The sequence below is a fragment of the Chryseolinea sp. T2 genome (assembly GCF_037203685.1).
Lineage (GTDB): Bacteria > Bacteroidota > Bacteroidia > Cytophagales > Cyclobacteriaceae > Chryseolinea.
The window spans coordinates 724,557-738,088 of record NZ_JBBCAU010000002.1 but is presented as its reverse complement, the minus strand read 5'-3'; the positions used below and the strand labels follow the sequence as shown (position 1 = coordinate 738,088).

Sequence of the window (13,532 nt, the reverse complement as noted above, 5' to 3'; positions counted from 1 at the left end):
TCAACTCAACTATTTAGTGAGATCCAGATAATCCTTCAGTCGCCCTTCCGTATCATACATTTTAAAATTGAGTGATTGATAGTGGATGGTGACAACGAAATAATGGTGCCCCCGATAAGTCTTTGCGCTAAACCAGGCGCGAGAAGGTGCGAAGTCTTCAAGGTTCCCTCCACCGCCACCGCCCTGTACATAGATAACACCTCCCTGCTTAACCACTTTATTGTTGGCAATGGGCAGCGTGCGTTGATAAGTATGGAGGTGACCAAAGAATACCATATCTACATGATACTTCTCATACAGATGAACAATCTTTCTAATTCGCAGATCGCCCAGATCACCCTGGCCTTTCCATGAATCGCCGTAGTCATCCTCGTCGGCAGAATACGGCGCGTGGTGATGAGCAACAAACTTCCATTTTGCAGTCGACTTCTTCAATTGCTCTTCAAGCCACACATACTGTGCTCCCCCTTCGGCAAAGTCTTCCGCCTTGTTGCTGTTCAACATGAAAAATTCCGCATTCCCATATTTGAAATTATAGTATCCTTTTGATGGATAGGTATGGTATTGGTTATACCAGAAGAGATCCTCCTCCCCATTGCCCGGAACAGGAAATACTGCCACCCTGCTGGCCAATTGATTCACGCCCTGAAAATATTCATAATTCCATTCGAACTTATGGTCTTTCATACCTCCATCGGTAAGGTCACCGACATTCAACACAATATTGGGGCGCTCATCCCAAATCAGTTTCGAGATCCGGTCATTGATATGCGGCCTTGCTTCGGTATCACCCATAACGGCAAAGCTATACGAACTTGAATCTTTAACGGCAGTGCTAAATGTAAGCACACCCGTTTCAATAGATTTGCCGTCACGGGCAATTGCTTTAATGTTGTAGAAGTATGGAGTTTCGGGATTGAGGTCGCGCAAGGTGGTCTTATAGATGTGCGTCTGTTTGCTGCCTGACTCACTGGTTACTTCCTGTGTAATCAAATCCTGCTTCTCAGTCAATGGCACGGACGTTCCGTACTCGATGACAAAATCCGCCTTCTGATCAGTCTCCCACACAATGTCGACACTATTTCGAGTAGCATTGTTCAGGTAAGGACCTGCGTTGAAATGAAACAGATCCGGAAAAAGCTTTCCTTCCTCAACCATGGACTGTAGTTCCTGAAACCTGCGCTGCACCGACCGTTCATCCAGTGAGTGGTCATACAAATGAAACATCTTCACCAGGTTGCCCAATACCATATACGGCTCCTTTGACGTATATGCTGCCGCCTCGATTTCGATCGCTGAAGGCTGACTAAGTTCCATAGGAGACGCAGACCGCTCACCAACCTTCTGTCCATTAATATAAAGTTTCATCGATTGATCGTCTGTTACGGCAACAATGTGCAACCAGTAGTTCCTCCAGCCACGCTTTGTCAGGTCGTGCGACAGCAATTTTGAAAAGCTGACGTCCTGAGGTTTCATGCTGAAAATCACATTGCGTTGATAAACCCCTAGAAGCCACAGCGGCTCAGATCCACCGAATTTTTTTTTCACTGTAACAAGCGCTCCTACGGGCTGGTTAACATGGTTGACGATCCATAGTTCGGCGCTGAAGGTCTTCGATGGCAACTTATCAGCTGGAACGAAGTCGGTGATGCGTTGTGTGGGATCCTCACCATGAAACAGGATTGGTGTGCTTTGCGACTTAAAATCAGCGGCCGGCGCTGTTGGTGCGTCGATACGGGGGCCGGGATAATTTGCTGCCTTTTGTCCCAGAGTATACTTAGGCCAAAACCAGAACTCCTGTGCTAGTAGTGAAAACGTCGTTACTAAAAAACAAAACGTGAGGAAAAGGCGTGGGATCATAAAGACAGGGCTTAATCTGAACGGACCCGGCAAAGTTCACAACAGAAGTGAACTCAAAGGTCGTTGAAAATTATGGTTGTGTTATGAACTGACCCGGCGGAATGAAGGTAGACGGCATCTAAACTCTACCAGTCAATCTTAAGCAGATGCCCGTTCGAGGTACGTGATGAAGTCACGGCAATGGCCTGTTCATCATTTTCAGTAAATGAAAAACCCTCGAGTTCATCGGACTTGTCGAAATCCTTAGTGTAACGTACAACGGAAGTGCCCGTCTCGACCGAATTTTCCAGGTCAATAAAACTGAGTCTCCATCGACGGCCTTCGATTTGATTCTGAACGAGCACCAGCATGCCTGACTTGTTATGCCAGCAGAGGTTTTGCACCCACGGCCCACAGTTGAACTTATAAACGAGAACACCTTCATCGGATGTCCGGTTGGCAGTGGCAAGCTTCTGCGGTTCATAAAGTCGTACTTCGTTGCGCACGCCACCATAGTCAGCGGTAGCTACATACCACTTGCCCTTGTACCTGACATACTCAGGACGCGTTCCCTGAACGGCGGCGTCATCGTCTATTGTTTTAATAAGATTCCCATCAAGTGTTCTACTATTAAGCAGTCCCTTCCAGTCGATACAATAGATCACAGCCTTCCATTGCGTGCCTTCCGGATTAAGGCGTACGCTGTTTCCCATGAAAAACGGTAATCCTTTCTGATGGGCAAACCCGGTGGGATGGTTAATAACATCCTTGTTATTAATGGAAAGCTTCCACTGTCTGTTCTGATAATTCAGCGAACCCTTATTCCACGAATACTCACGCACGACACCAGTCTCTGCATCCCCGTATGCGTAGTGCCTGCCGTCGATCAGGGAGATGCCCTGACAGGCACCCAGTGAGTCGAGCGTAAACGATTTGGTGATTTGAATGTCCTTAACCGAAGCCACGTACAGGGAGGAAAGAATAAAGGTGGCTATACTCAGGATACGTATCATATGCAGACTTTATTTGGAATAATCGATTTAAAATGTTCCCGAAATGGCAGATTGTCACTTATACTCCAGCCATTCCGTTAATAGATTTGCTTCTCAAAATGTGTTTTCATCTGATAAAAAGCATCTAACGCAAACAGCGGATCCCGAACCACTCTCCTGCTCCAATTAAAATTGTAAGCAGCAATTCACGCATGTTAACCAATTGTGAAGAACATGTCATCACTCCGAGTAATGTACGTTCCGCTAACGTTTTACAGGCTATGAAACAAACATTGAGTGCTGTTGAATCAATGGCTTTACAGCGAATATGAATTGTGTTGAGTGGTCAAAAAGCGAGATGCGTGACGTGGGGTTGTTGCAAAGTCTATAAACGGCACTGTCATTTTTAACCAACACTTAACAGAGCCGTGCAGGTACCCGTGCCGTGATTTTTTCAATTTCGCCCCGAAATACAAAACATCTAAGCGCTATTGAATGAATCTACAAACAAACTCTGGGCATGAATAAAACATCTACTCGCAAATTTATTAACGCTACCCTATGCCTGTTCCTGGGCGTATGGTGTTGCCTGTCGGCCAACGTGGCTGTTGCTGGTTCTCCTGACTTTAATCAGCAACAGAAGGAAGTATCCGGTAAAATCACTGAGGCATCGACCGGCGAACCGCTGCCGGGCGCTACGGTACAAATCAAAGGAACAACGTTGGGAACGATTACCGATGCGGAAGGCGCGTTCAGCCTGACCGTTGCGGACAACGCTACGACGCTTGTGGTCTCTTTTCTTGGCTATAAGACAGTTGAGCTGGCGATTGGCGCCAATACGACTTTCAATGTGGCACTTGAAAACGATGCAACGTCACTCGAAGAAGTTGTGGTCGTGGGATACCAGACGATGCGCAAAAGCGACGTCACCGGAGCGATCGCCAGCGTAAAGGCGAGCGAACTCAACCGCACTACCCCGACCGTTGGGCAGGCACTCGTCGGTAAGGTTGCCGGTGTACAGATCTCACAGGTAACGGGTGCTCCCTATAAGAGTACCAAGATCCGGGTGCGTGGTACCAGTTCTATCAATGCGAGCTCCGATCCTCTATACGTGATCGACGGCTATCCGCAGAATGGTGACCTCTTTATTAACATGGAAGATGTTGAGTCTATCGAGGTATTAAAGGATGCGGCATCGGCGGCCATCTACGGGTCACGCGCATCGGGCGGTGTTATTCTCATCACTACGAAGAGAGGAAAAGAAGGCAAGCCCACCGTTACCTATGATTACCAGTTTGGTGTGAACCAGCTGTCGCGCAAAGTTGATCTGCTGAACGCACACCAGTTTTATAACCTGTTTGTGGATGCACACAACAAAACCTATAAAGACCTTGTTACCTCACAGGGCAAACCGTGGAACGACAACATGGTGCATGACGATAACGCTACCCGAACAGCGTATACGAATAACACCAACGCCAACACCATCAGGATCCCCGAGTACATGTACGATTTTGCTTCAGGCACTATCAAGGAACCTGAGTTCGACACCGACTGGCAGGACGAGCTGTATCGCAACGGTATCAACAATCGTCACAATCTTAGTGTGATTGGTGGCCGTGATGGTGTGCGCTATGCGGTATCGGGAGGATTTCAGGACCAGCAGGGAATTGTGCGGAACACTGGGTTGAAAAAATATAACCTTCGTTCGAATGTCGACATCGACTTATCTAAGAAAATCGCGGTTGGTGCAAGTCTTGCGTATACCGATACTGAATCCAGGGAGGTTACGGAAGGACGCTTTCAGCAGAGTCCTGTTATGGCGGCGATGATTTATCTTCCGTTCCTGAGAGCATACAACGATGATGGCACTCCAACACAATATGGAATGTCGTCGCAATCGGCAGATTACGCTTTCCAAAGCGACATCGAAAATCCCGTAGCGTACGTGCAGCAGGTAAAGAACTACCGCGAGACCACGCGTGCGACCTATAATGTTTATGGCCAGTACAAAATCATTGATCCATTGGTAGCCAAACTATCTTTTGGTACTTACAACTACACTGATAACTGGGAGTATTATCGTCCAACGAGCATTACCTCAGGTACATTTGCGCCTTATTCACCGCAGGCCATCACCGCAGCGAATGCGCGTAACGTGAGAACGGATGAAAGGGATTACCTCACGGAGTTTACGCTGAACTACAACAAAAAGATCAATGCGTTCGGTCTCAGCGGAGTTATCGGTGCATCGACGCAATCACATAAGATAGATGTGATGGATGTAACGGCGAATGGATTCACCGATGACAAAGTGCCTTATGTATTCGGTGGCGGTGCTGACCCCAGCAACTTCACACGTAATCCTTATGTGAGCAGCACCAATGGTACCGGAATTACCGAGTATGCCATGGCATCAGCTTTCGGTCGTGTTAACGTAAGCTATCTGGATCGCTACCACATCACGGCAACGTTCCGCGGTGATGGCAGCTCGCTGTTCGGACCTGAAAACCGCTGGGCATACTTTCCATCAGTATCAGGCGGATGGACTGCATCCGATGAACAGTTCTACAAGAGTCTGTTTGGCGAGCGTAGCACACTGAAGCTACGTGCGAGCTGGGGCCGGAGCGGGAACAACGGAATTGGTGCCTACAACTATCAGCAGGTTATGGGTAAGACCGGCGTCGTGATCGGCAATAGTGTTGTTACGGCAACTTATCCCGGTGCCTTTCGCGACAATACCCTTGGATGGGAATCAACATCACAGACGAACGTCGGTATTGACCTCGGCCTTTTCGATGGTCGTTTGTCACTGATCGCGAACTGGTACGACAGCTATACGTTCAACCTGCTGTTCTCGAGGCCGATTACCGCGGTGTCAGGCTCTACAACCATGCTGACTAACCTGCCTGATTCACGAATCAACAACCGTGGTTTTGATATCCAGTTGGACGGTGTGATCGCTTCAGCGAAAGACTACGAGGTTAAAGCCAGTGGAAACTTCTCGGTAAACCGAAATGAAGTACTTGATCTCGGCGGAGCATCGACCATTATCACCAACGGTGCCGAGCGTTCTTACCTGACGCACATTACGCAAGAGGGACAACCTATCGGTATGTTCTATGGATTTAAGGTTGCAGGCATGGTGCAGACGCAAGAGGAGGCCGACGCTATGAATGCTGGTACCGGTCATGCGCCTTCGGCTGCTCAGAGCACCAAGGTTCAACCCGGTGACCTTTACTTCGAAGATACCGATGGCAATGGCATTGTTAACGACAATGACAAGACGGTGATCGGCAACCCATATCCGAAATTTATCTATGCGCTTAATCTTTCTGCGCGTTACAAGAACTTCGACATCTCTGCTTCTGCCAATGGCGTGCAGGGAAACAAAGTACTCGACGGGCAAAACTATTACAACCTGAACATGGAAGGTTCAGGAAACCAGTATGCTGTAGTAGACGAACGGTTCCGCACTCCCGACGATCCGGGCAACGGAGACATCTACCGCGCCGCGCGCGGAGGTACTCAAAGTAACAGCACGCGTCTTTCAACTTTCTATCTGAACGACGGATCGTTCCTCAGAATTACCAATGTAACTCTTGGCTACAACTGGAATACGGCCGCGATTACCAATAACACAATAGCAAACATCCGTTTCTATGTATCCACTGATAACCTCTACACCTTCCAGAAGTACAGAGGATATAATCCGGAAGTCGATTATAACAATGGCGCGAACCTTACACCCGGTGTGGACTACGGGAAGTATCCGCTGATGAGGTCTTTTAACGCAGGTGTAAGAGTTCAATTCTAAAACAGTCTGAAGCAATGAAAAAGATAGCAATACAACTTATAGCCCTGGCGTTGCTGGTTTCCTCCTGCAGTGATTACCTGGATGTCCCCAACCCGAATGCCATACCCAGCGACAGCTACTTCGCCTCCGAGACGGATGTAAACAATGCGGTGGCGGGCATTTACAATGCCATCAGAAGCAACAACTGTCTCGGTGAGACGAGTGATCTTTTCAGTGAAGAGCGCTCTGACAATGCAGGTCGTCTCGACAATCAATCGAACGCCGGCGAGCCGTTCCAGTTCACGAACTTCTCACTGCTGCCAAGCAACACTTATCTGAAGACTCACTGGAGTGCGTTGTACGTTTCAGTGTCACGCGCCAACTATGTGTTGTCGTACATCGACGATCCCGCGATCAAGTTTTCGAACGAAGCAAACCGCGCTATCTATAAGTCTGAAGCGTTGTTCCTTCGGGCCCTCACCTACTTTCACCTGGTGCGTAAATGGGGTGATGTTCCATTGGTAACTGAAAACCTCGTCTCTTACGATCAAATTGTCGAGAGTACTTACCGTTCGCCGAAGGAACAGGTGTATAACCAGATCGTTGCCGATCTTAAGGAAGCACTAAACTCTACAATTCCCAACCTGCAGGCGGCATCTGGTAAAGGGCGTGCGTGCAAGGCGGCCATCAACGGCCTGCTCGGACAGGTATATCTTACGATGGCTGAAGTACTGTCGAGCGGCAACTCAGATAACCTGGCCAGTGCAAAGACTTATCTGGAAGCCGCATATGCAATGCGTACATTCGGACAACTATCGGATGTACCATACGCAGATGTATTCGATGTTACGAAAAAGAATACGTGTCCCGAGATCATCTTTCAGATTGTTTACAAACAAGGCGATCAGAACTACTTTTCAAACGTCGCTGCACGGAATCAATCCATCGGTGAAACGATCAACTCGCTGAAGCCGGCTGCTGGTCAGGGTACCTATGTTAATCCTGATCTCGTGAATGACTACGAGACCGGCGACATCCGCAAAGACCTTTCCATCAAGTTTGCAAACAACGCCAAAGCACAGGCATGGTTTATCACCAAGTACCGTGATGCCAGCAGCACTGCGGGAACCAACGGCTGGGGAGGAAACGATTTTATCCTGATGCGCTTTGCAGACATCATCCTGTTGCTTGCCGAAGTAAACGAAAGGATAGGCAATCAAGCCGAGGCTATTGGCTATCTCGATCAGGCCCGCAAGCGCGCGGGACTCCCTGACTATGCCACCTCGAACGCAAATGCCGCTTATCATGACAAGTACAACACCCTGCGTGCGGCCATACTTCATGAGCGCAGAGTTGAGCTTGCTTTTGAAAATCACCGCCTGTTTGATTTGCTGCGCACCTTCGGTTCCAATCCCCAGGAGTTCGTCAACTATATCACCAGCAAGAAGCAGGCTGACTACGGAATCTCAGATCTGCACAATGTAGGCACGAAGGATATCTATTATCCGATACCGTTTGATGAATATAAGCTTGATCCCGAGAAGATGTATCAGAACCCCGGATACTAGCACGTCTATAAGGCACGCAATTGCAAGTCGATAACAGACATTGAATGATCAGAGGGATGGATCTATCTGTGCCCTCTGATCTTCATAAACGTTATAACACGTCAGCATTAGTGCTGATGCTTTCAGAATAGTATCACCCATTACATCTGGTCTTTTAATATCCAATCTTGAAATATTTATACACCATCGCCTTTTCCGTATTCGTGTTCTTTCACCTTGCAGGACAGGGATACGACAAAAACTATCAACGTGTCTCGTCAGGTGACCTTACCGTTGACAAGAACTTCTACCTTCTTGCGGTGATTGATAAGGCGCCTGAGGTAAAGTCGATACTCTCTGACAATGCGTTGCTTAAAGGTTTCCTGCAGAAGAAATTGAACATCCTGAAAGCACATGTTACGGATACCTGCTCATTGCCTGTCACTCTCGTGAGTGACTTCATCTGGAAGGATGACACTGCCGCGCTGGCAAAAGAATTGGGTCAGGTGTATCTCGCCAACAAGAAGGCATTCGATAAAGTAATTGACGGTCATCTACGGCCATCCGGCTATTATCAGCGCTTTGCAGGGATGTCCAATAGTGTGCTGCTTGCTAAGGCGTGGAACCAGTGTTTCTATGGCATGGACTATATCGTTAACCAATATGGTTTAGGAAAGAGAATGCGCTATCCGCATATCGACTCCGTTAGCTATGTGGTGACCTCTCGCGTTTATCGGATAGTTTTGAAAGATATTATGGCTTCGCTGGACGAGGTCAATGCGGGTTTCGATGTATTCTATAAACCGTCGCTGGCCGTGGCCATGCAGCTCATGCAGGCGAATGATCGCGATGAGCCTGCACGTCTCGAGCCTTTGGAGAAGGGCATCAACAAAATGGCCTTTGATCAGATTAAGAAAACCGACTGGAAGAAATACCGCTACGCAGTCATTGTGCTACCCGGAGCGGGACCTTCGTTATCAACAACTCCCGTAAGTCCTGATGGAAAAATACACTGCGATGTAGCCGCGCGCCGGTACCTGGCAGGCGATGCACCGTTTATCATTCCGACGGGAGGATATTGCTATCCGTTTCAGGGACCATATAACGAGGCTGTTGAAATGAAGAAGTACCTGATGGAGAAGTATGACATTCCCGCCAGCGCGATCATCGTAGAACCACAGGCAAGACATACGACGACCAATATCCGTAACAGCATTAGATTGATGGTGAGATATGGCATTCCTATCGACGGGCCCTCGCTGTTCGTTACGTCGATGTCGCAGACGAAATACTCAGCTGCGGATGCGTTTGATGCCCGCAACAAGCGCGAGCTCGGATATGTGCCGTATACGCGCAAGAAGCAATTAAGCAATCATGTGATTGAGTTCTATCCTATGATGGAGAGTTTGCATATGGACCCCTATGATCCGCTTGATCCGTAGGTAAGGACTGTTTGTGCGTAGTTGAGGTGGTGAATTAACCGCAAAATGTAAAACTCTGAATGTAAAATGTAAAAGGATGTCTCGCCATAATTAATTGAAGCTTCTTCGGAATTCCAGTGGTGACAGATTCGTTTTTGTTTTGAATAACTTGCTGAAAGACTGCGCGTGTTCAAAGCCCAGTCCGTAGGCGACTTCACTTACCGACAAGCTGGTAGTTGATAATTTTTCCTTTGCCTTTTCGATCAGCTTGTCGTGGATATGTTGCTGCGCGCTTTGTCCGGTAAGGGAACGAAGCATGTCGCTCAAATAGCCCGGTGTGAGATTCAGTTGGTCCGCAAGATATCCTACGGTTGGCAGGCCACCGTCGACGGCGGCCTCATTGCTGAAATAGTCATCCAACAACAACTCCAGTTTCCCGAGCAATTCATTGTTAACAGCTTTCCGTGTAATGAATTGTCGTTTATAAAAGCGGTTGGAATAATTTAACAGGAGCTCAAGTTGCGCGATCACTACATGCTGACTGAATTCATCGATACGACTGTTTAGTTCGGTTTCGATCATTCTGAAGATAGAGATAACCGTATCTCTTTCGTCATCCGACAAATGCAATGTTTCATTGGCAGAGTATGAGAAGAAGCCATATTTTCTGATTTCCTTGGACAACGGAGAGCCTAACAGGAAGTCCGGATGAATCAACAGGGTATATGCGGAGCAAACACTGCCGTCGTTGTCATTGCTTCCGATAATCTGTCCAGGTGCGGCGAATAACAAACCGCCGCCATCAAAGTCGTAATAGCTTTGGCCGTATTTTAGTTTGCCACTAAGTTTCGGCTTATATGAGATCTTATAAAAGCTTAACACATGGTTCTGGCGAAATCCATGCATATCGACCTGGTTATGCGCACCATTGATAACCGTGATCAGCGGATGCTTCGGTTTTGGCAAGCCAAAGACCTCGTGAGCATCAGATATCGATTCAAATTTGAGCGGAGGATTTTCTTCCTTTTTCATCCGGTTGTGATAATGGTTATTCGTCCTTTTGTTTTACCAAAACAGCATTCTCAATGATAACGTTCGGCAACAGTTCCCTGTGCAGCATTCGAGGCTGATTCCCAGGCTTCCCAAGTTGCCAGGCGTTCAGCATACGCCGAGCGAACGCCCGGGAGTGAATGACTTCCCAGGAAGAATCGCAGCGGAGGATTCTCCGCATCGACAACTTTAAAGAGTGACTGTGGTGTCGCCTTCGGATCGCCGCGTTCAAGGTTCTTTAAGGTGTCAAAGAATTCAGCCTTATAATCGTTGTAGATCTCCATTCCGGCTGCAAACTTCAATGACTGCGCACTACCAAACTCTGTTGCGTATGCACCTGGTTCTATGATCGTCACCTTAATACCAAACTGCTTTACCTCCAGTGCAAGACTTTCATGAATAGCTTCGAATGCCCACTTGGACGAACTGTAATACCCGATGACAGGCAATGTTACATGGCCAAGATTACTTGATACACCCAGAATATGCCCATTGCCCTGTTTGCGCATGATGGGTAATACAGCCTGAATAACCGCGAGTGTCCCGAAAATATTCGTTTCATACATTGCGCGAACATCATCGGCCGTCGATTCTTCGATCGTGCCAACCAGTGAATAGGCGGCATTGTTAATAACGATGTCGAGTCTTCCAAAGTAGGCATGTGCCTGGGCCACTGCATTTTTAACCTGGTCCAGTTTCGTGACGTCGAGTTGAAGTGTCAGCAGATTATCTTTATACTGTTCCCTGAGCTCTGCAAGGCTTTCGGGATTGCGTGCCGTAGCAGCAACTTTATCTCCGCGCTTAAGTACGGCCTCGGTCCATACGCGTCCGAATCCTCTCGAAGTGCCCGTGATAAACCATACCTTATTGGTTTCTTTTTGATGTGCCATTGTTCTGTTATTGTTTGTTAACAGAACAAAGGTCTATGGATGAGATTATTGGGATGTAGGCAAATGAAGGCTTTTCGTAGCCGAAACCCGGATTTGAGGAGCCTCCTAGCGCTCTCGCATCACTTTATCATACAGGCTTTTTAATTGTGTGTCGCCGAAACCATAAATGCTTTCACGACTCCAGAATTCTCTGAACACCTTATTAAAATCCGTAGAGATATTAACTGTGATGTCCTCAATAACTTTTTCAGGCCTTCCTTTTGTGCCGTCTTTTGGGAAACGGTCAACATGTGCCTTTACGACTTCCCGCAGATACGGGAATGCAACAGATTGATTTTTTGCAAGCCGGATTAATGCATCAGTCTTGTTATCTTTATAGGCAGCCCATAGTTCCTGCGCCAATTGTAAGTCAGCATCACTTAGAATAATTCTATCAGCATAACTGACCTTAAGCTGATCTGAGTTCGCTGGTCCGAAACCATTCCAGAAGTGTTTGCTATCCCTGTTCAGGTAGGAAGAATAAACCACATAAACTTTCTTCCTGGCCGGCACACTTTTGATGATTGAAATAACAAACCACATGTTTACCTGACAGAACAAGTCATACTCAAACCAAAGATTGAATACAGAGTCGTCGGGCGAATTTATTATCTTATTGAATTCATCTACAATCTTATCCTTATACTCATTGTCAGTTACTTTCAAATACTTAGCTCTGGAATGCCAGAAGTCCCGCAGTTCGTCGCCAGACAAATCTCCATCAATTAGCGCTTCTCTTATAACGATTAATTCACCTTCAATCTCCGCTTCCGGGAAACTGTAAGCGAGCGAGTCACCATTCAAAACATTGTAGATCATAACCGTAATGTTAGCGTTACCACCAGATAGCCCGGGCGTAATCCCTGCCCTGCCCTGTCACTTCGATTTCACGACAACCTTAAAAATCTTAGTTCCGCCGGAATCGTTGTCTGCAACCAGATGCAGCAGCAGTTTGTCGTCTTCCGACGCCTCTGCGCAGACACCTTCTATCTTCTGACCTTTAAAGTCAGGATGAACGTCGGACAAATTCACCATGGTAGTTAACTTGTTCATTGGATTGTTTGATGGCGATATAATCCAGCCGATGTAACTGTCACCAATCGTACCATCATCAATCGGGTTGGATGTCGCTTCGGTTGTGAAGGTAAACAGCAACAGATCTTCTGAAGGAACAAAATGGATCTCAGAAGCGCCTTTAAAGAGCTCTTCATTGTTTGGAAGTACTATTTCCGCAACCACTATTGAACATTCTTCCTGGTTCTTCCAAAAATCCTTAGTGGTTGTGATCAGGTGATTCTTCCTGTACGAATTATTTCCACGGTTAATGAGCGACAAACGATCTCCAATCAGCGTGGCTCCCTCTATATTGACTTGTTCTATTCCCCTTTCCCGGAGGCGTCGAACAAAAACACTATAGTCAATGATCGTCGGTCTTTTGGATCCATCTGCAGGCAATGTGATGATGACCTTCCGTTTCACGTCGGAAGCTGATCCAAAGGCCATCAAATGAGTTTCATTATTGATATTCATCATGACTGAGGCCTCCAGATCGGTCTTTTCGCTCTTAGGAATCCGATCGCCGGGATAGTCAAACATTTTTATCCGATCAATCTCACGATACTCCTTATCCAGCACCAGAATGTCGCTGGCATCGTCTCCCACAAGATAGAGCTTATTGTTATCAAAGAGAATCGAAGAAGCGGATGAAAAATCAGGGAAGGAATGAGAACGGATAAGTTCGAATTGCAATGCTGAAATGTTGATTAGGATTGAGACTAAAAGGTTGTTATAAAAAGTCATCACGACTAAAGATAGGGATTAATCGCTTAGCATTGGGGGCAAGAACTATGAGGTTTTGTGGTCGAAAGCTGATATCATTAGTCTGCAGAATATCAGAACAATTCGATCGATGGGATTGCGTGCGTTGCGCGCGGCGAGAAAATGCATTTCATTGAAGA

General features: G+C 47.1%; 9 protein-coding genes. 3 read left to right on the top strand and 6 right to left on the bottom strand.

The window, feature by feature from the left end; genetic code table 11:
- Positions 1-9: 9 nt before the first annotated feature.
- Both WBG78_RS07915 and WBG78_RS07910 read right to left on the bottom strand, forming a co-directional pair.
- Positions 10-1,860, bottom strand: coding sequence for a metallophosphoesterase (locus WBG78_RS07915; protein ID WP_337325862.1), 1,851 nt, complete (start codon positions 1,858-1,860; stop codon positions 10-12).
- A gap of 125 nt (positions 1,861-1,985) precedes the next feature.
- Entirely contained in the window at positions 1,986-2,852 is an 867-nt protein-coding gene (locus WBG78_RS07910; RefSeq protein ID WP_337325861.1) for a hypothetical protein, read from the bottom strand.
- A gap of 499 nt (positions 2,853-3,351) precedes the next feature.
- On the opposite strand from WBG78_RS07910, the gene WBG78_RS07905 reads away from it, so the two are divergent.
- The 3 genes from WBG78_RS07905 to WBG78_RS07895 all read left to right on the top strand — a co-directional run bounded on the left by WBG78_RS07905 (position 3,352) and on the right by WBG78_RS07895 (position 9,616).
- Positions 3,352-6,648, top strand: coding sequence for a SusC/RagA family TonB-linked outer membrane protein (locus WBG78_RS07905; protein WP_337325860.1), 3,297 nt, complete (start codon positions 3,352-3,354; stop codon positions 6,646-6,648).
- Between the two features lie 14 nt (positions 6,649-6,662).
- Positions 6,663-8,195, top strand: a complete 1,533-nt coding sequence (locus WBG78_RS07900; protein WP_337325859.1) for a RagB/SusD family nutrient uptake outer membrane protein — start codon at positions 6,663-6,665, stop codon at positions 8,193-8,195.
- Positions 8,196-8,362: 167 nt separating this feature from the next.
- Positions 8,363-9,616, top strand: coding sequence for a YdcF family protein (locus WBG78_RS07895; RefSeq protein WP_337325858.1), 1,254 nt, complete (start codon positions 8,363-8,365; stop codon positions 9,614-9,616).
- Positions 9,617-9,706: 90 nt separating this feature from the next.
- Here WBG78_RS07895 and WBG78_RS07890 read toward each other — a convergent pair whose 3' ends face one another.
- The 4 genes from WBG78_RS07890 to WBG78_RS07875 form a co-directional block, all read right to left on the bottom strand.
- Complete coding sequence (locus tag WBG78_RS07890; protein WP_337325857.1) at positions 9,707-10,627, bottom strand: helix-turn-helix domain-containing protein; 921 nt, start codon at positions 10,625-10,627, stop codon at positions 9,707-9,709.
- 50 nt (positions 10,628-10,677) lie between these two features.
- Positions 10,678-11,535, bottom strand: a complete 858-nt coding sequence (locus WBG78_RS07885) for an SDR family NAD(P)-dependent oxidoreductase (RefSeq protein WP_337325856.1) — start codon at positions 11,533-11,535, stop codon at positions 10,678-10,680.
- A gap of 105 nt (positions 11,536-11,640) precedes the next feature.
- Positions 11,641-12,393: a DUF1835 domain-containing protein gene (locus WBG78_RS07880; protein WP_337325855.1), complete on the bottom strand. Its 753-nt coding sequence runs from the start codon at positions 12,391-12,393 to the stop codon at positions 11,641-11,643.
- A gap of 57 nt (positions 12,394-12,450) precedes the next feature.
- Positions 12,451-13,323: a DUF6929 family protein gene (locus WBG78_RS07875; RefSeq protein ID WP_337325854.1), complete on the bottom strand. Its 873-nt coding sequence runs from the start codon at positions 13,321-13,323 to the stop codon at positions 12,451-12,453.
- Positions 13,324-13,532: the final 209 nt, after the last annotated feature.

Excerpts from the sequence above, each read along its gene's own strand:
- WBG78_RS07890 (WP_337325857.1), bottom strand. The coding sequence starts at position 10,627 with ATGAAAAAGGAAGAAAATCCTCCGCTCAAATTTGAATCGATATCTGAT.
- WBG78_RS07910 (WP_337325861.1), bottom strand. The coding sequence starts at position 2,852 with ATGATACGTATCCTGAGTATAGCCACCTTTATTCTTTCCTCCCTGTAC.
- WBG78_RS07880 (WP_337325855.1), bottom strand. The coding sequence starts at position 12,393 with ATGATCTACAATGTTTTGAATGGTGACTCGCTCGCTTACAGTTTCCCG.
- WBG78_RS07900 (WP_337325859.1), top strand. The coding sequence starts at position 6,663 with ATGAAAAAGATAGCAATACAACTTATAGCCCTGGCGTTGCTGGTTTCC.
- WBG78_RS07905 (WP_337325860.1), top strand. The coding sequence starts at position 3,352 with ATGAATAAAACATCTACTCGCAAATTTATTAACGCTACCCTATGCCTG.
- WBG78_RS07885 (WP_337325856.1), bottom strand. The coding sequence starts at position 11,535 with ATGGCACATCAAAAAGAAACCAATAAGGTATGGTTTATCACGGGCACT.
- WBG78_RS07915 (WP_337325862.1), bottom strand. The coding sequence starts at position 1,860 with ATGATCCCACGCCTTTTCCTCACGTTTTGTTTTTTAGTAACGACGTTT.